Genomic DNA, 15,897 nt, shown 5'->3' with positions numbered 1-15,897 from the left:
GACGTACATGCCCCCGCTGGCGGGGCTGTCGGCGAAGCCGACTGGGGGTGGTCGACACCACTGCAACGCCAAGCATCCGACACACTCCGCACCCCGCCATGGGCAGTCCGGCCACAGGGCTACGCTCCATCCACATCGCATGTGGAACGACACGCCGGGTGTGGATAACCCGGGAGCCTTCGACCACAGCACCCGTTCCGGCTGGACGGGCACCGACGCCATCTCCTTCAATGGGGCCATGAACACCAACGACATACCCGGACCTGCGCCGATACCGCCATTCGGCGCGCTGCCATCCCCGTTCGGCGGCGCACCCGCCGCATTCCCGTCTCTCACCGGCTGCCGCTGCCATGCCGCCGTCGGCCATGGCAGGGACCTTGTCAACGTCAACGCCACACGGGTCGGCATCGCGGCCGACAACACGGTCTCCGCCCGCGCCGCGGCCGACGCGATCGACTGGCAGGGAGCAGCCGCCACCCTGTTCCGCCAGAAACTGGCCCGATGCGTCGCCGACGGCGAGCGCCTGCGCGACGAGGCCTCGGCCACGCTGCGCATGGCATGGATCGGGGGCGAATGATGGGCTGGGAGGTATCCTCATACGTCTACGGCGGCCAGTCGTACACCGCATCGAGCGCCGAGGAGTACACCGCGCTCGCCAAGGCGCTGGAGGGCGCCGCGGCCGAATGGCGCGCGGCCTCCATCTCGTGGGGTGCCGCCTCGCTGCAGCTCGCGCAGCAGTGCGCCGGCATGACGATGTGCCCCGCATCCGTCGCGGGTCTTGCCGGAGTGCCGGTCAGCGGCCATGCCACGCTCCCCTACAGCCAGCTGATCCGGCGATTCTCCGACCATGCCGCCGCATGCGGCGCGATCGCGGCCACGATAGACGAGATGGCGTCGCTGCTGATCCGCGCGCATTCGCTGTACGCCAAATCGGAGCTGTGGACCAGGCGGCTGTTCACCGAGCTGATGCAGCTGATCACCACCGTCCGGCCGAAGGAGGCCTCCCTCGCCATGGGGATATTGGCCGCTGGCGGTATTCTCGGCGGATCGATGATGGACGGCAAATTCGCGCCGTCATACGGCAGCGCGATTACGGCTCCTCTTCAGGAAGGATATCTGAGCGGCATCGCGCCGTACATCGGCACCATCGACCCCGCCAGACCGCAGCAAGTCGATCCGCTGACCGGCCTGTTGCGCACCGACGAGGTGAACGGCGCGGCCGGCGCGATCTCCCAGTACAGCCAACCGGCTGACGGTCTCAGACAGGGCACGCTGCACGTCACGGAGGTGTTCACGGACGTGCCGGTCGTCGGTGCGTCCTCGTCGGTGGCGCAGGCGCTGGAGCAGCTGCGGCGGCTGGCCGAGGAGCGGCTCGGCAAGGTCGATCTCGACAGCGGGCTGAGCTATGCGACGATCGCGGTGCAGCGCTATCGGAGGGATGACGGGTCGCCGGCATGGCTGGTGACGATCCCCGGCACGGACGGCAAGCCCGATTCGCCGTTCGGCTGGCCGCAGAATGTGGAGCTGATGAGCGACGATCCGGCGCAGCGGATAAAGGCCGACAGCGCGATGATGGTGCTCGAGGCGATGCGCCAGGCCGGCATCGGCAAGGACGATCCGGTGGCGCTGATCGGTCACTCGCAGGGCGGCATCACGGCCGCGGCCATCGCCGCCGACATGAGCGAGGAGTACACCATTGAGCATGTGGTGACGGCCGGGTCGCCGGTGGCGAACCATCCGATCCCGCCTTCGACCTGGGTGACGAGCATCGAGATCGGCGACGAACTGGTCGCCGCGCTCGACGGCGCCGCCAATCCCGCCACCGACACCTGGCTGACAGTGCACGGCTACGCCTATCCGACCGGAGCCTCGTCGACCGGGGAGGTCGGTCCGAACGGCGAATGCGCGCCGGGGGACGCCACCTCCTCGTGGAATCGCGGCTACCGGGGCGCCGAGGTCGCCGGGGCCTCCGACGGCAAGGAGCTCACGCACTGGCTCAAGTACCATCAGGCGGCCTACCAGAACGCCACCGACCTCGGTTCGCTTGCCGTGGCGAACCACGAACGCCACTTCCGGCAGGTCATCGAAGGCGAGCTCGAGGAGACGCGCTACTTCCAAGGCCGCATGTCGCACGACAACGAATGACCGGCGCCGCGACACATGGCGCATTGACAATCGGTAGTTAAAACACTACCGTAGGGAGGTGAATTCGATGCTGGAATTCGAGGTGTGTGCATCGGCTGACGGCTCATCGCCGTTCCGCGAATGGATGGACGGTCTCGACCGACGGGAGCGGGCAAAGGTATATGCAACCATCCGCAACGTCGAACGGTACGGGATAGGCACAGCCTTGCGCAACGAGTGGGTGAAGAAGCTCGACGCCGACATCTGGGAGGTCCGCGCGCAGTTCGGAGGCAATGCCCAACGCGCGCCGTTTTTCTTCGTCTGCGGCAATACCTGCGTCATCGCCCACGGCTTCAGCAAGAAGACACCGAAAACACCGCGCCGAGAACTGCGGCGCGCCCACCGCATCATGGCACGGTACAAGGAGGAGCGCGATGCCTACGGAACGATTTGACGATATGTTCGACGATGCCGTGAAGGATCCCCGGATGGCGGAGCTCATCCATGACTGCATGGCGCAGATGACCATCGGCATGCAGCTGGCCGAGGCCCGCGCGGACTCCGGCATGAGCATGGACGCGCTGGCCCGGCGGAGCGGCGTGGCGAAGACCACGATCCTCAACATCGAGCATGGCGACGCATCGCCCACCATCGCCACGCTGACCAAGCTCGCCGACGCCATGGGCAAGCGGCTGCAGACCGCATTCGTGTGACGCCCGTCGCGGATGGCATCCCACGCGGGCGCCGGACACCCCGCACGACAACGAATGACCGGCGCCGCGACACATGGCGGTTCACGGTTGGAAGTACCCTAGGAACCATGAAGCTTACCGATATTTCCCCCGCAATCGCACTGACCCCGCTCGACGGCCGCTACCACAAAGCCACCGCCCCGCTCGTCGAATACCTGAGCGAGCCGGCCCTGAACCGCGAGCGCATGCGCGTCGAGGTCGAGTGGATGATCCTGCTGGCCAACGGCTTCTCCGGCAACGGCAACCAGCCCGTCGTCGAGGGCGTCAAGCCGTTCACCGAGGCCGAGATCGCGTTCCTGCGCGCCATCCCCGAGGACTTCGGCGCCGAGGGCATCAAGCAGCACGCCGCGCACGAGGCGGTCACCCACCACGACGTGAAGGCCGTGGAGTACTACATCGACGACCAGCTCGACAAGGCCCCGGCCGAGCTGACCAACATCAACGACGCGCTCAAGACCCTGGTCCACTTCGCGTGCACCTCCGAGGACATCAACAACCTGTCGATCGCCCGCTGCGTGAAGAACGCCATGGAGAACGTGTGGACCCCGGCGTTCAAGGAGATCATCGACCACCTCGCCGAGAAGGCCGACCAGTACCGCGACAAGTCGCTGCTGAGCCTCACCCATGGCCAGCCGGCAACGCCGACCACGCTCGGCAAGGAGCTCGCCGTCTACGTCTACCGCCTGGGCCGCCAGCTCAAGCGCATCGAGAACCAGGAGTACCTGGGCAAGATCAACGGCGCCACCGGCACCTTCGGCGCGCATCTGGCCGCCTGCCCCGACGTCGATTGGATCGCCGTCTCGCGCGAGTTCGTCACCAACCGCATGGGCCTGACGTGGAACCCGCTGACCACGCAGATCGAAAGCCACGACTGGCAGGCCGAGCTGTACGGCACCGTCGCCCACGCGAACCGCATCATGCACAACCTGTGCGTGGACGTGTGGATGTACATCTCGCGCGGCGTGTTCGCGCAGGTGCCCGTCAAGGGCGCGACCGGCTCCTCCACGATGCCGCACAAGGTCAACCCGATCCGCTTCGAGAACGCGGAGGCGAACTTCGAGATCTCCTGCTCGCTGCTCGACACCCTTGCGGCCACGCTGGTCGAATCCCGCTGGCAGCGCGATCTGACCGACTCGACCACGCAGCGCAACATCGGCTCGGCGCTCGGCTACTCGCTGCTGGCCCTGACCAACCTTATGGGCGGCCTGACGTCCATCCACCCGAACGACGCCGTGATCGAGCGCGAGCTCGACGAGAACTGGGAGGTGCTCGGCGAGCCGATCCAGACCGCGATGCGCGCCTGCGAGCTCAAGGGTCTGCCCGGCATGGACAAACCCTACGAGAAGGTCAAGGAACTCATGCGCGGCCATGAGATCAGCCAGGACGATGTGGAACGCTTCATCGACGGCCTCGCCTTCGATGCGGAGACCGCCGCGCGGCTCAAGGCCCTCACTCCGGCCACCTATACGGGCGTGGCGGCCAAGCTGGTCGATTTCGACCGCTGACCGTGCGGGGCGCCAGCCTTCCGCCAGCGACGATTCCCAATCGCGAAGGGTTCTGATGACCGATCAGACGCATTCGACCGTTTCCGGCGACGATGACACCGTCACGTCGCCGGAAACGCGTTTTTCAGACGTTGTTTCCTCCTCCCCCCGCATCGACGACGTGCCGCCGAGGCGCACCCACGACTTCGGCGACCTGTTCCGCGCCGGGGGCGCCGTGCTGTTCGCCGCCGTCGTGATGCTGTCGGCGACCTACCTGAGCGGCATCACGCGGGGCGTCGAATCGGACGCCCACACCGCAGGCAAGGCCCTGGACTGGATGGTCAACCTGCCGACGTCGATGCTGCAGCAGCTCGCCATCGTGGTCATTGTGGTCGGCGTGCTCGCCCAGCTGCTCATCAGCCGCGAATGGCTGCAGTCGGCGATCTCGATCCTGGCCATGTTCGGCGGCTACGCGCTGGCTGGCGTCCTGTCCATGCTCGTATCGCACAGCGGCAACATCACGCTGATCTCCGCGCTGAGCTCGCCGAGCACCTGGTACGGCCCCGTGTTGCTGCCCGACTTCTACGCCGGCGCCGCGGCGTTGCTCACCGCGGCCGGCCCTCGGCGCACCCGCTCCACGGTCAAATGGGGCTGGAACATCATCTACACCGTCGCCGCGCTGCTGGTGGTGCTGTCCGTCAATTCGGTCGCCGGCGTGCTCGTCTCCTTCGCCACCGGGCGCCTGGTCGGCATGCTCGTGCGCTTCCTGATCGGTACCAAGAACCAGGGTGCGTGGGGCGACGACGTCGTCCAGGCGCTGGCCGGCATCGACCTGCGCGTCGTCTCGCTGGTGCGGCGTCTGGACGAGACGCCGACGCACAGCGCGCTGCGCGCGACGCTGGACGACGATCTGGTCGAAGGATCGCGCCTGTACGACGCCGTGGACGACCACGGCCGGCACTTCGTCGTCTCCGTGCTCGACAGCCAGGTGCGCGCCGCCGGCTATCTCAAGCAGCTGTGGCAGTGGATCCGGTTCACCGGCGTCTCCATGCGCCGCGACCGTTCGCCGCGCGAGGCCACGCAGCACCACATGGCGATGATGCTCGGCCTGAAGAACAGCGGCCTGCCGACCCCGCAGGTCTACGGCATGGCCGATACCGGCGAATCGTCGATTCTGGTGCTGCAGGGCACCGACATCATGCACGAGTGCAATCTCAACGCGCTGTCCGACGACGACGCGATCGCGCTCATGCGCTTCCTGTCGGTGGCGAACCGGCGCGGGTACACGCATCGGCGCATCACGCCCGACACCGTGGCCCGCCTTGAATCGGGCACCCCGATCATCGCCGGATGGCAGAACGGCGACGATGCCAGCACATCAGCCAACGTGGCCCTCGACCACGTGCAGCTGCTGGCCCTCCTCGCGGTGCTGATCGGCCCGGAGCGCACGGTCGCCGCCGCACGGCAGGTGTGGGGCGACGACACCCTGGTCGGATTAGCCCCGTTCGTGCAGAAGGCCGCCGTGCCGTCCGGCACGCGCGCGCTGGACGGCTGGGACCGGCATGTGCTGGATCGGCTGCGCGACCGGCTGCAGGCCCTGGCGCCGCAGGAGGTCACCGAATCGCTCGAGCCGGTGTCCCTGTCGCGCTTCAGCCTGCGCTCGTTCATCGGCATCGCGCTGCTGGTCGTGGCGGTCGCCGTGGTCTTCACCCAGCTCAAGCCGGACGAGGTGATCGACGCGGTCAGGAACGCCAACCCGGAGATGGCGGCCGTCTGCCTGCTGCTGAGCGTGATCGCCTGGCTGGGCTCCGCGCTGGAGCTCGGCGCGTTCATCGAGCCCGGCAAGCGCAACCACCTCGGCATTCTCATGTCTCAGGTGGCGCAGGGGTTCGCGATGGTGTCGATGCCGGCCGGCGTCGGCCCGGCCTTCGTGAACCTGCAGTTCCTGCGCAAAAGCGGGTACCGCAATACGCCGGCGACGGCGATCATGACCGCCGTGCTGGCCGTGTATTACGGCGGCACCATCGCGATGATGATCCTGATCGGCCTGTTCACCGGCAGCGACGCGCTCTCCGGCATGATCCCGACGAACACGCTGATCACCGTCATCGGCATCGTGCTCATGGCGCTGGCCATCGCGATGATGATACCCCCGCTGCGCCATTACGCCACCTCGCACCTGCTGCCCCTGGTCAAGACGTACGCCAGGCAGCTGGTCGAGGTGCTGGGACGGCCCAAGGAACTGGCGTTCAGCGTCATCGGCATGCTGGTACTCAACATCGCCACGGGACTGGGCTTCTGGGTTGCGCTGCTCGCGTTCGGCCACATGACCAGCCCGATCGAGACGGTGTTCATCTTCCTGCTGGCCAACGCGATCGGCTCGGCGATGCCCACGCCCGGCGGCCTGGGCGGTGTCGAGGCGGCGCTGACAGTGTCGTTCGGCGCCGCCGGCGTGCCCGCCGGAGTGGCGCTGTCGGCCACCCTGCTGTACCGCGTGGTCTTCTACTGGCTGCGCATCCCGCTGGGCGCGATGGCCATGAAATGGCTGGACCGCCGCAACCTCATCTAGGGCCGGTCCGCGCCGGCCATCCCCTCGACCGGCGCAACGGGGAACTTCGGGGCTTTTTCCCGTGAAATCCCGTGAAATCCCTTGAAAAATGCGGTAATTGACGGCAACGTGCGCTAATATTCAGTATGAACGTGTGAACCGGCCGACCGAATTAGGCGGTTCCCTAACCACAAGAAGGATGCTTTATGGCATACAACAAGTCTGATCTTGTCTCGAAGATCGCCCAGAAGTCCAACCTGACCAAGGCCCAGGCCGAGGCGGCTGTCAACGCTTTCCAGGACGTGTTCGTCGAGGCCATGCAGTCCGGCGAAGGCCTGAAGCTCACCGGTCTGTTCTCCGCTGAGCGCGTCAAGCGCGCCGCTCGCACCGGCCGCAACCCGCGCACGGGCGAGACCATCGAGATCCCGGCGACCTACGGTGTGCGCATTTCCGCCGGTTCCCTGCTGAAGAAGGCTGTGACCAAGTAGTAGTCGGTTACGCTGGGCGTCACAATGGGAAAGCCCCTGACCATGGTGGTCAGGGGCTTTCTCCGTATCGGGCGGTTGCACCGCTGGCACGCGCCCGCCGGCAATTTCCGATATCTTCCGATATCGCATGCGCTGTATGCCCCACATCTAAGCTGTACCGCCGGTCACGATAGGCAATGGAGGGCTATCGCGACGAACTCGTCTTCATCCTCGCCGGATACACGGATGAAATGACCAAATTCCTCGACACCAATGCCGGCACCAAATCGCACGTGCCCATGTGGCTGAATTTCCTCGACTATTCGTCTGAGGAACTCACCATCATCACCGGCAATCTCGCCAAACGCGATGGCTATCAGCTCGCTCCCGACGTGGCGGAATTCCACCACGCGGTCTTACCTCCACCGCGATGTTTTGTTTCCACGGCGCGGTAAACCTTCCACGGCGTAATAAGCAAAACGTTGAAATACCGCGAATAACCCAAAACGACAAACCGCGCGGTGGAGGTATTACCGCGCCGTGGGAGCTTTACCGCGCCGTGGGAACGCCGTCGCAGATCCAGCCAATGGGGCTTGGCTGGATCCTTCGCGCATCAACAATACGCAGTACTTGCTCCCCTATTCCAGCGCCCGCATCAGACTCTGGCAGTCGGCAGTGGGGGTGGCGTTGAACGGGTCGAGCAGCACCGCCTCGCGGTGCTCCGGGTTGGTCAGCACCAATCGCGTCCAGTCGCACGAGAACTGGGCGCCGGACCGCAGCGCGGCGGCGACGAACGCGCCACGCAGCGCGGCGCGGGTATCGTGCGGCGCCTCGGTCATCGCGCGCTCGATCTCATCTTCATCCACGAGCCGGCGCAGCGCGCCGCGGCGCAGCAGCGATTCATAGAGCGAGCCGTTGGCGATGTCGTGGTAGTCCATGTCCAGCTGCTCGAGCTTCGCCTGGGATACTCCGCCCCTACGGGCGTGCAGCGCCTCGAACAGGCGCATTTTCGCCACCCAGTCGACACGATCGGACAGGGACTCGATCTCGCCGGCGCGCACGGCATCCAGCACGGCCCTCCACTCGCCGAGAATACGGCCGACGCCGGTGGACGGCAAAGCTACGGCCAGCGCCTGCTCGTGGTCCCGCATGAAGCGTTCCACGATGGACAGGTACCGGTACTGGATATCCAGCATGGTGGGCTCGCACGCGGCTTGTGACGAGCCGGCGCATCCACCGCTCAGCGTACGGCCGACGGCACGGTACGCGTCCGGATCGGCCAGAGCCAGCCGGGCCGAGCGGCCGGTCAGATCGCGACTGACCGCCCGATTCGACTCCCCCGGGTCGGCCAAGGCGCATGCCTCGAATCCCGAGGCCACGCCGAGACGCGCGCATTCCTCGATCACGCACAGCACCAAGTGCGTGACGGCGAGCTTCATCCACGTTGCCCACTGCGACCGGTTCGAATCCCCGATGATCACATGCAGACGGCGGAACTCCTCCGGATCGGCATGCGGCTCGTCGCGCGTGTTGACCATCGGCCGAGAGCGCGTGGTGGCCGAGGACACCGCCTCGTCCAGGTAATCGGCCCGCTGCGTGATCTCGAATCCCTCGTCGGTCACGCGCCCTGCGCCGGTATACAGCTGACGGGTGATCAGGAACGGCAGCAGCTCGTGCTCCACCTGCTCGAGCGATACGAAGCGCCGCACCAGGTAGTTCTCGTGGCATCCGAAGGAATGCCCGGCCGAATCGGCGTTGTTCTTGAACATGTGCACGCGCACCCGCTCGCCGCGCGTGGCCTGCAGCCGCTGCTGCGCCTGCAGCGCGAGCCGCGCCATGATCCGCTCGCCGGCCAGATCCTGCGCAAGCGTCCCATGCGGGTCGCGCGCCTCGGCGGTCGCGTACTCGGGGTGCGAGCCGACGTCGAGGTAGAGCCGCGACCCGTTGGACAGATACGTGTTCGTGGACCGCGCGCGCGAGACGATCGGCTGGAACATCATCATCGCCGTCTGGCCGGCCTCCACCGGCCGGTCGGCGCCGGTCACGGCCACGCCGTACTCGGTCTCCACGCCGAAGATGCGCGCGAATCCCTCAAACTGCGGGGAACGCTGCACCCGCGCCGCCGCGCCGCTGTTGGCGCTGTCGCGCAGTTGGGGCATCACTCGCCGCCTTTTTGCACGAAGCTGCTCACATACGCCTCGGCGTTGGTCTCCAGCACGGACTCGATGTCATCGAGCACCGAGTCGAGCACGTCGCCGGCCGCTTCGGCCTGCGTGGCCTCCACCCGCTCGGTCTGCTCGCTGGCTGCGGATTCCTGCGCGGCCTTGGCCTGTTCGAACTGCTGAGGCATTTCCTCTCCCCTTGTCTCTTGTGGCTACTTGCTGGTTGGTCCCGTACCCGATTGCACGACTCATGCCCCCGCTGGCGGGGGGCTGTCGACGCAGTCGACTGGGGGTGGTCGAATGCTTGGTGTTCCGATGCTTCCAGCCACCCCCGTCAGCTTCGCTGACAGCCCCCGCCAGCGGGGGCACAACACAAACCGCTGACCGATGGATGCCGATCGCCGGACCGTCTACTGGAGCGCCGCCTCCAGATACGGGCGCAGCTCGCCGACGATCAGGCCGTTGGAGGCCACCACGTCGTTCTCGCGGCGCCAGTGGACCAGACCGCCGTTCCAGGTACGCAGCTTGGCCTGCGCCTCCCAGATCACGACCGCGCCGGCGGACATGGCCGGCACGTCCCACTTGTGCAGGTTCGGCTCGAAGTAGGCGTCGTAGGTGCCGTCCGCGACCTTGCACAGGTCGAGCGAGGCCGGCCCGACGCGCTTGATGTCGGCCGGGCGGCCGGCGATCGCGCTCACCACGGCCAGCGCGCGCTTCGATTCCTCGGGCACGTACGACATGCCGTAGCTGACCACCGACCCGTCGAGGTGCTCGGTGGTGGAGGGCATGATCTTCTCGCGCTTGTCGCCGATCGGCGTCTTGCGGATGCGGATCGCGCCCTGCCCCTTCGCGGCCAGATAGGTCAGGCCCAGGCCCGGGGCATGCACGACGCCGAGGATCGGCTGGGCCGAGCCCTCCTCGTTGAACTCGAACAGCGAGATCGTGATGGCCCATTCGGGCATGTTGCGCGTGTAGTTGATCACGCCGTCGATGTTGCCGACGCACCAGTAGCGCTCGCCGGGCTTGCACTGCTCGGGGCGGTCGCGCCACTGGCCGTTGAAGCTCTCCACGTAGGAGATGCGGTTGGAGATGAACCGGGACAGGCGGTCGTCGACGTCCAGCGTCGACTGCCGCGACGAGGACAGCTGCAGCCCCTTGAGGTCGCGGGGGTTCGTCTGGTCGGTCAACGCGTGGCGGCCGGCGTCCTGCGCGATGCGCGCTACTTCCATTGTCAGTTCTCGTAATTCCATCGTCATCCTCATCCATGGTGTCGGTACCGCGGGTCCGGATCATCCGGCCACGCGCCCGCGACCGGAGCACCCGGCGCCTGCCTCCCCGTTCCTCGGGTGCCTCGCGCCGCGCATCCGGCCGTCGATCATTGCTGAGTCGATTTTACCGAGAAGACGTGATGTTTGCTGCAAGCTTGGTGAGCGTTTCGGCGGCGGTACCGCATTCGTTCACGATTCGTTCGCATTGCCGCCGGCCGAACGCCAGCGGATCCGACATGTCCAGCGCGAGCAGGTCGGATTGGCGCACGGCATGGCGGCTGGCGTTGCCGTATTCGTCGGCGTACTCGTCGGCGGCCGGGTGGGCGCGCACGGTCAGATGCGACCACGACGCGGCCACGACCTGCTCGGGATACCGCGAGACGATCGCCGCGCGCAGCCAGGCGCGCGTGTCGTCGGGGGCATGGTCCGTGGCGGACCGAACGTCGTCCGGGGTGTCGATGCGTTCGGTGTGCGGCTGGAGCCGGGCGAACACCGAGGTATTCGGATCGAGCGCCGCCCAGCTCAGGTCGAGCGCGGCCAGGCGGGGGTCGCCCCAGCCCGGGCGCACGGCGGACACGGACGCGGTGCCGCTGCGGACCGGCCCGTCCGTGCGCGCCGCGTCGCCGCCGGTCGCGGCGGCCAGCGGATGCGCCTTGCGGCGGGCCTTCTCGAGCAGCTGCCATTTGAACAGCCATTCGACGCGCCGCGCCTCGTCGGACATGCCCAGCCTCGCGTCGTCGTCGGCATGGCGGATGGCCGCCGTGTCGGCGAGCGCCTGCCCCCACATCGCCATCACCGATGCGGTCGGCTTGTCCGGCCACGACGGGTTGCCGGCCGTGTCGGTGCCGTACAGGACCGCAGCCGCCGCGAACACCGCACCGCGCAGCGTGACCTGCATCTGCCACGCGGTGGTGGCGCCGCCATTGGCCAGCGGCAGCGGTGCGGCGAGGCCCAGATCGTGGGATACCGTGTGCAGGGACTCGACCGGGTCGGCGAGCTCGAGCGCGCCGAGCAGGGCGTCCAAGTCGTAGCCGGCCTCGTCGGCATACTCGGCGAGCCACAGCAGCATCGACGTGACGCCGAGTTTGAGCGTCTGCGGCACGTCCATGCGGTTCGCGTCGCCGACGATCACGTGCAGGCGCCGCTGGTCGGCGGTGCTGTGCGACTCGTCGCGCGTGTTGATGATCGGCCGGTCGAAGGTGGTCTGCAGGCCGATCCTCATGTGGATGTAGTCGGCGCGCTGGCTCAACTGGTATCCGGCCGTCTCGCCGTGCTCGCCGATCCCGACGCGCCCGGATCCGGCGTAGATCTGGCGGGAGACGAAGTGCGCGGTCATCAGGCGCGCCACCGTGTCGAACGGCACGCTGCGGCGCATCATGTAGTTCTCGTGCGTGCCCCAGCTGGCGCCCTTGCCGTCCACGTTGTTGCGGTGCAGCACGATGGGCGTGCCGGTGACGTCGCCGGCCTTGCGGGCGGCGGCGAGCATGATCAGGTCGCCGGCGTGGTCGTAGCGCACCGCCTCGAAGGGGTCGACGGTCTCCGGCGCCGAGTATTCGGGGTGGGCGTGGTCCACGTAGACGCGGCCGCCGTTGGCCGCGATCACGTTGGTGATGTTGAGCTGCGGCGCGTCGGTGAGCATGTCGGGACGCGCGGCGGCGCGCTCCAGTCGGTGGCCGCGCGCGTCGTTGACCGGATCCTCCTGCCGATAATCCCACCGGATGTGCGAGGCGCGCTCCGTGCAAGCCGCGCCGACCACGTCGAACGACAGCTGCACCGGATTGAACCGCACCCCATCCGCACGGGACACCGCGTACTCGGTTTCCGTGCCCATCACGCGCCGCACGCTCATGGCGTTTTCCTTTCCTCCCCGCATGCCGGACGCATGCGCCGTTTCCGCCCCCGCCGGCCGGCCGGGGCATCGTCATCGGGCGTCTTCCATGGAACGCCCGGCCAGGGTCTTCGCCGCCCCTACCCCACCGCGCGGATGCGCGTGATGCGGCCGGCGTCCATGCCGTTGATGCGGCTCCACTGCTCGGGGTCGGCGTCGAGCACGGAGTCGCGCGTTTCGGCGAACTCGTCGTCGACCGCGGAGCCCAGCAGCTCCACGTTCAGCGCGACCGGCGAGCCGGATTCGATCGAGGCCTTGACGGCCTTGGTCTTGGCGCGGTCCACGATGTTCTTGAGCATCGCGCCGGAGGCCACATCGGCGAGGAACACGGCCGACCATGCGCCCTGATCGTTGCACACGTCGCACAGGTGGCGGCGTTCGGAGCGCGTGTAGATGTCGCGCACCAGCACCCGGGTGAGCGCCTGCGCGTCCACGCCCTCGGCCAGCGGCAAGTCGTCGGTCAGATAGTGGTTCACGATGGATACGGCCTGCTCGCCGTCCGGGCGCTCCACATGGATCTTCACGTCGAGACGCCCCGGACGCAGCACGGCCGGATCGATCATGTCCACGCGGTTCGAGGCGCCGATCACCATCACGTTGTCGAGGCTCTCCACGCCGTCGAGCTCGGCGAGGAACTGCGGCACGATCGTGGTCTCCACGTCGGAGGACACGCCCGAGCCTCGCGTTCTGAGCAGCGAGTCCATCTCGTCGATGAACACGATGACCGGCTGGCCGCCGGCGGCGCGCTCGCGGGCGCGCTTGAAGATCATGCGGATGAGCCGCTCGGATTCGCCGACGAACTTGTTGAGCAGCTCGGGGCCCTTGACTGACAGGAACACGCCGGAGCCGGACGCCGAACCGTCGGCGAGCGCATGGGCCACGGCCTTGGCGATCAGCGTCTTGCCGTTGCCGGGAGGGCCGTACAGCAGCACGCCCTTCGGCGGCTTCAGGTCGTAGCGTTCGAACAGCGCGCGGTGCAGGAACGGCAGCTGCACGGCGTCGCGGATGCGTTCGATCTGCGCGTCGAGGCCGCCGATGTCCTCGAAGGTCACGTCCGGGGTCTCCTCGAGCACCAGATCGGCGTCGGCCTCCTCGGGCAGCGTCTCGATCGCCATGCGGTTCGACGGGTCGACGACCACGCGGTCCGACTGGTTGATCGCGGCGTGCGCCAGCGCGCTCGCCCTGCGGATCAGCTGCGGGTTGCCGCTGGCGTCGGCGACGATGAGCCGGCCGTCGCCCAGCGTCTCCTTGACGGTGCGGATCGAGCCGACCGTGTCGGTGCCGCGCTGCTCGACCAGCACCATGTTCTCGTTGAGCATCACCGTGTTGCCTGCGCTCAGCCGGGCCGCGTTCACGTTCGCGGCCACGGGGACGACCACGCGGCGCGTGCCGGCGATCACCTCGGCGCTGGCGTGCTGCACGCCGTCCTCGTCGGTACGGGTCGAATCGACCCTGACCATCGTCGCGAAGGTGAGCGGCGGCTGGGCGAGCTGCGCGAGCTGCGATTTCGCCTTGCCGAGCTCCTTGCTCGCGCGGGTCAGCGCCTGGGCGAGCGCATGGTTCTTCTCCATGAGGCGGTCGTTGAGCTCCGCGAGCTCCTCGGCGGTGCCGCCATTCCCGTCAACCGTTGCTCCGGCCATGCATGCTCCTCCATTGTTCGAATCCGGCGGATCGGACGACGTCGAGCACACGCCGGGCGCGCGTCCCGCGCAGCCGTGTGCCGCGTCCGGCCGTCCGGTCACTCGTCGGTGTCCCGATTCCGCTTGCTGAGCACCATGCTACGTACTTTGCGCGCGACGAGCACGACGATGATCACGATGAAGACCGCGATCACCACATCCTCGAACACGCCGAGCGCGCCCTGGATCGAGCACCACTGGTCGCCGAGCAGGTAGCCGGCGGACACGAGGATCGTGTTCCATATGGCGGACCCCAGCAGCGTCCAGCCCGAGAACTGCAGGAAGCTCATCCGGTTGAACCCGGCCGGGATGGAGATCAGCGAGCGCACGACCGGAATGACACGGCCGATGAGCACCGACCAAGTGCCGTACTTGGTGAACCAGGCGTTGGCCTTGCCCACGTCCTTGCGGCTGACGCCGGGGATCTTGTCGGCGGCGAGGTTGATGCGGTGCAGGCCGACCCACCGGGAGATGCCGTACAGGGCCCAGGCGCCGAGCAGCGATCCGACGGTGGCCCAGACGACCGCCTCGACGAGGCTCAGCGTGCCGCGCGCCGCGGTGAAGCCCGCGAGCGGCAGGATCACCTCGCTGGGGATCGGAGGGAAAATCGATTCAAGGGCGATGGCGAGCGCCACGCCGACGCCGCCGATCGTCTCCATAAGGCCGACGAGCCAGTCGGTGACTGCACCGATCAGCCCGGTTTCCCCGGTGGTGCAGACGGAGGTTTCGGCAACGGCGAGAGCAAGTCCGGAAAAAGTCATAGGGGCTATTGTCCCAGCGATTTCAGACAATCGGAAGTATGCCTGAGGAACTATTGCAAGACTTTGACACACCCACGCTGGGCCGGCCCGGTCTGCTGATGATGGATGTGGACTCCACGCTGATCGACGAGGAGGTCATCGACCAGTTGGGAGAGGCCGCCGGATGCGGCGAGCAGATCGCCAAAGTGACCGAGCGCGCGATGCGCGGCGAGATGGAGTTCTGTGAGGCGCTCCGTGCGCGCGTGGCGCTGCTGAAGGGCCTTCCCGTGTCGGTGTTCGACACCGTGCACGACTCGCTGCATTTCACTCGTGGCGCAATCGAACTGATCGAGGAGCTGCATGCGTACGGCTGGAAGGTCGGCGTCGTGTCGGGCGGCTTCCACGAGGTGGTGGACCGTCTGGCGGCGGAGGCGAAGATCGACTACTGGCTGGCGAACCGTCTCGAGCTGGCCGACGGCAAGCTCACCGGCCAGGTGGTCGGCAGCATCGTGTGCAAGACGAGCAAGCTGCACGCCCTGCAGGCGTGGGCCAAGCGCGACGGCGTCGATATGGCCCAGACCGTGGCCGTCGGCGACGGCGCGAACGACATCCCGATGATCCAGACCGCCGGGCTCGGCATCGCGTTCTGCGCGAAGCCGAAGACCCAGCTCGCGGCCGACTACGCGCTCAACGAGCGCGACCTGACCAAGGTGCTCGACCTGCTGCGCCGGTAGCGCGTAGCGGGGTATACGGAACGATCATCCGTCCCCTAATGTCTGAGCAAA

The 15,897-nt window shown here is 67.3% G+C and carries 14 protein-coding genes and 1 pseudogene; 9 read left to right on the top strand and 6 right to left on the bottom strand.

The genetic code is table 11. The annotated features are described in order from the left end of the window. The first annotated feature begins 160 nt into the window (after nucleotides 1-160). From BBSC_RS04830 to BBSC_RS04795, 8 genes are all read left to right on the top strand, one after another. Nucleotides 161-577 carry a hypothetical protein gene (locus BBSC_RS04830; protein ID WP_033519823.1) on the top strand — a complete coding sequence of 139 codons (417 nt, stop codon included), beginning with the start codon at nucleotides 161-163 and terminating at the stop codon, nucleotides 575-577. After that, the gene (locus tag BBSC_RS04825) at nucleotides 577-2,145 is read left to right on the top strand and encodes an alpha/beta hydrolase (protein WP_033519824.1); all 1,569 of its coding nucleotides are present in this window, start codon (nucleotides 577-579) and stop codon (nucleotides 2,143-2,145) included. The genes BBSC_RS04830 and BBSC_RS04825 overlap by 1 nt, the downstream gene beginning before the upstream one ends. 67 nt (nucleotides 2,146-2,212) lie before the next feature. Beyond that, complete coding sequence (locus BBSC_RS04820) at nucleotides 2,213-2,578, top strand: type II toxin-antitoxin system RelE/ParE family toxin (RefSeq protein WP_033519213.1); 366 nt, start codon at nucleotides 2,213-2,215, stop codon at nucleotides 2,576-2,578. Then, nucleotides 2,559-2,837 carry a helix-turn-helix domain-containing protein gene (locus tag BBSC_RS04815; protein ID WP_081892860.1) on the top strand — a complete coding sequence of 93 codons (279 nt, stop codon included), beginning with the start codon at nucleotides 2,559-2,561 and terminating at the stop codon, nucleotides 2,835-2,837. The genes BBSC_RS04820 and BBSC_RS04815 overlap by 20 nt, the downstream gene beginning before the upstream one ends. A gap of 107 nt (nucleotides 2,838-2,944) precedes the next feature. Further along, entirely contained in the window at nucleotides 2,945-4,381 is a 1,437-nt protein-coding gene (gene purB / locus BBSC_RS04810) for an adenylosuccinate lyase (protein WP_033519215.1), read from the top strand. A gap of 55 nt (nucleotides 4,382-4,436) precedes the next feature. Further along, nucleotides 4,437-6,929, top strand: a complete 2,493-nt coding sequence (locus BBSC_RS04805; protein WP_033519216.1) for a lysylphosphatidylglycerol synthase transmembrane domain-containing protein — start codon at nucleotides 4,437-4,439, stop codon at nucleotides 6,927-6,929. A 185-nt stretch (nucleotides 6,930-7,114) separates the two neighbouring features. Next, a complete protein-coding gene (locus tag BBSC_RS04800) occupies nucleotides 7,115-7,396 on the top strand; it encodes an HU family DNA-binding protein (RefSeq protein ID WP_003808664.1) in 282 nt (93 codons plus the stop codon). Between the two features lie 176 nt (nucleotides 7,397-7,572). Next, nucleotides 7,573-7,830: a hypothetical protein gene (locus BBSC_RS04795; RefSeq protein WP_033519217.1), complete on the top strand. Its 258-nt coding sequence runs from the start codon at nucleotides 7,573-7,575 to the stop codon at nucleotides 7,828-7,830. A 183-nt stretch (nucleotides 7,831-8,013) separates the two neighbouring features. Here the strand turns inward: BBSC_RS04795 and pafA are convergent, their stop codons facing one another. The 6 genes and pseudogenes from pafA to BBSC_RS04765 form a co-directional block, all read right to left on the bottom strand. Beyond that, nucleotides 8,014-9,534 carry a Pup--protein ligase gene (gene pafA, locus BBSC_RS04790; RefSeq protein WP_033519218.1) on the bottom strand — a complete coding sequence of 507 codons (1,521 nt, stop codon included), beginning with the start codon at nucleotides 9,532-9,534 and terminating at the stop codon, nucleotides 8,014-8,016. Continuing rightward, complete coding sequence (locus tag BBSC_RS04785; protein ID WP_033519219.1) at nucleotides 9,534-9,725, bottom strand: ubiquitin-like protein Pup; 192 nt, start codon at nucleotides 9,723-9,725, stop codon at nucleotides 9,534-9,536. Before BBSC_RS04785 ends, pafA begins: the two co-directional genes overlap by 1 nt. A gap of 222 nt (nucleotides 9,726-9,947) precedes the next feature. Further along, complete coding sequence (locus BBSC_RS04780) at nucleotides 9,948-10,787, bottom strand: inositol monophosphatase family protein (RefSeq protein WP_033519243.1); 840 nt, start codon at nucleotides 10,785-10,787, stop codon at nucleotides 9,948-9,950. A 142-nt stretch (nucleotides 10,788-10,929) separates the two neighbouring features. Then, nucleotides 10,930-12,654 carry a depupylase/deamidase Dop gene (gene dop, locus BBSC_RS04775; protein WP_033519220.1) on the bottom strand — a complete coding sequence of 575 codons (1,725 nt, stop codon included), beginning with the start codon at nucleotides 12,652-12,654 and terminating at the stop codon, nucleotides 10,930-10,932. 119 nt (nucleotides 12,655-12,773) lie between these two features. After that, a pseudogene (gene arc, locus BBSC_RS04770) lies at nucleotides 12,774-14,288 on the bottom strand (proteasome ATPase); the annotation flags it as partial. A gap of 143 nt (nucleotides 14,289-14,431) precedes the next feature. Continuing rightward, nucleotides 14,432-15,133 (bottom strand): DedA family protein, encoded by a 702-nt coding sequence (locus BBSC_RS04765; protein ID WP_033519222.1) that lies wholly within the window; start codon nucleotides 15,131-15,133, stop codon nucleotides 14,432-14,434. Nucleotides 15,134-15,171: 38 nt separating this feature from the next. Between BBSC_RS04765 and serB the strand changes: the two genes are divergently transcribed. After that, complete coding sequence (gene serB / locus BBSC_RS04760) at nucleotides 15,172-15,846, top strand: phosphoserine phosphatase SerB (protein WP_033519223.1); 675 nt, start codon at nucleotides 15,172-15,174, stop codon at nucleotides 15,844-15,846. Nucleotides 15,847-15,897 lie beyond the last annotated feature (51 nt).

The organism is Bifidobacterium scardovii JCM 12489 = DSM 13734, assembly GCF_001042635.1.
GTDB lineage: Bacteria > Actinomycetota > Actinomycetes > Actinomycetales > Bifidobacteriaceae > Bifidobacterium > Bifidobacterium scardovii.
Note: the sequence above shows the minus strand (reverse complement) of the source record. Positions and strands in the feature narration are given on the sequence as shown.

Bases quoted from the DNA above. Each gene is read 5' to 3' on its own strand.
- BBSC_RS04825 (WP_033519824.1), top strand. From the start codon at position 577: ATGGGCTGGGAGGTATCCTCATACGTCTACGGCGGCCAGTCGTACACC.
- BBSC_RS04820 (WP_033519213.1), top strand. From the start codon at position 2,213: ATGCTGGAATTCGAGGTGTGTGCATCGGCTGACGGCTCATCGCCGTTC.
- BBSC_RS04815 (WP_081892860.1), top strand. From the start codon at position 2,559: ATGCCTACGGAACGATTTGACGATATGTTCGACGATGCCGTGAAGGAT.
- purB (WP_033519215.1), top strand. From the start codon at position 2,945: ATGAAGCTTACCGATATTTCCCCCGCAATCGCACTGACCCCGCTCGAC.
- BBSC_RS04805 (WP_033519216.1), top strand. From the start codon at position 4,437: ATGACCGATCAGACGCATTCGACCGTTTCCGGCGACGATGACACCGTC.
- BBSC_RS04800 (WP_003808664.1), top strand. From the start codon at position 7,115: ATGGCATACAACAAGTCTGATCTTGTCTCGAAGATCGCCCAGAAGTCC.
- BBSC_RS04795 (WP_033519217.1), top strand. From the start codon at position 7,573: ATGGAGGGCTATCGCGACGAACTCGTCTTCATCCTCGCCGGATACACG.
- pafA (WP_033519218.1), bottom strand. From the start codon at position 9,534: ATGCCCCAACTGCGCGACAGCGCCAACAGCGGCGCGGCGGCGCGGGTG.
- BBSC_RS04785 (WP_033519219.1), bottom strand. From the start codon at position 9,725: ATGCCTCAGCAGTTCGAACAGGCCAAGGCCGCGCAGGAATCCGCAGCC.
- BBSC_RS04780 (WP_033519243.1), bottom strand. From the start codon at position 10,787: ATGGAATTACGAGAACTGACAATGGAAGTAGCGCGCATCGCGCAGGAC.
- dop (WP_033519220.1), bottom strand. From the start codon at position 12,654: ATGAGCGTGCGGCGCGTGATGGGCACGGAAACCGAGTACGCGGTGTCC.
- BBSC_RS04765 (WP_033519222.1), bottom strand. From the start codon at position 15,133: ATGACTTTTTCCGGACTTGCTCTCGCCGTTGCCGAAACCTCCGTCTGC.
- serB (WP_033519223.1), top strand. From the start codon at position 15,172: ATGCCTGAGGAACTATTGCAAGACTTTGACACACCCACGCTGGGCCGG.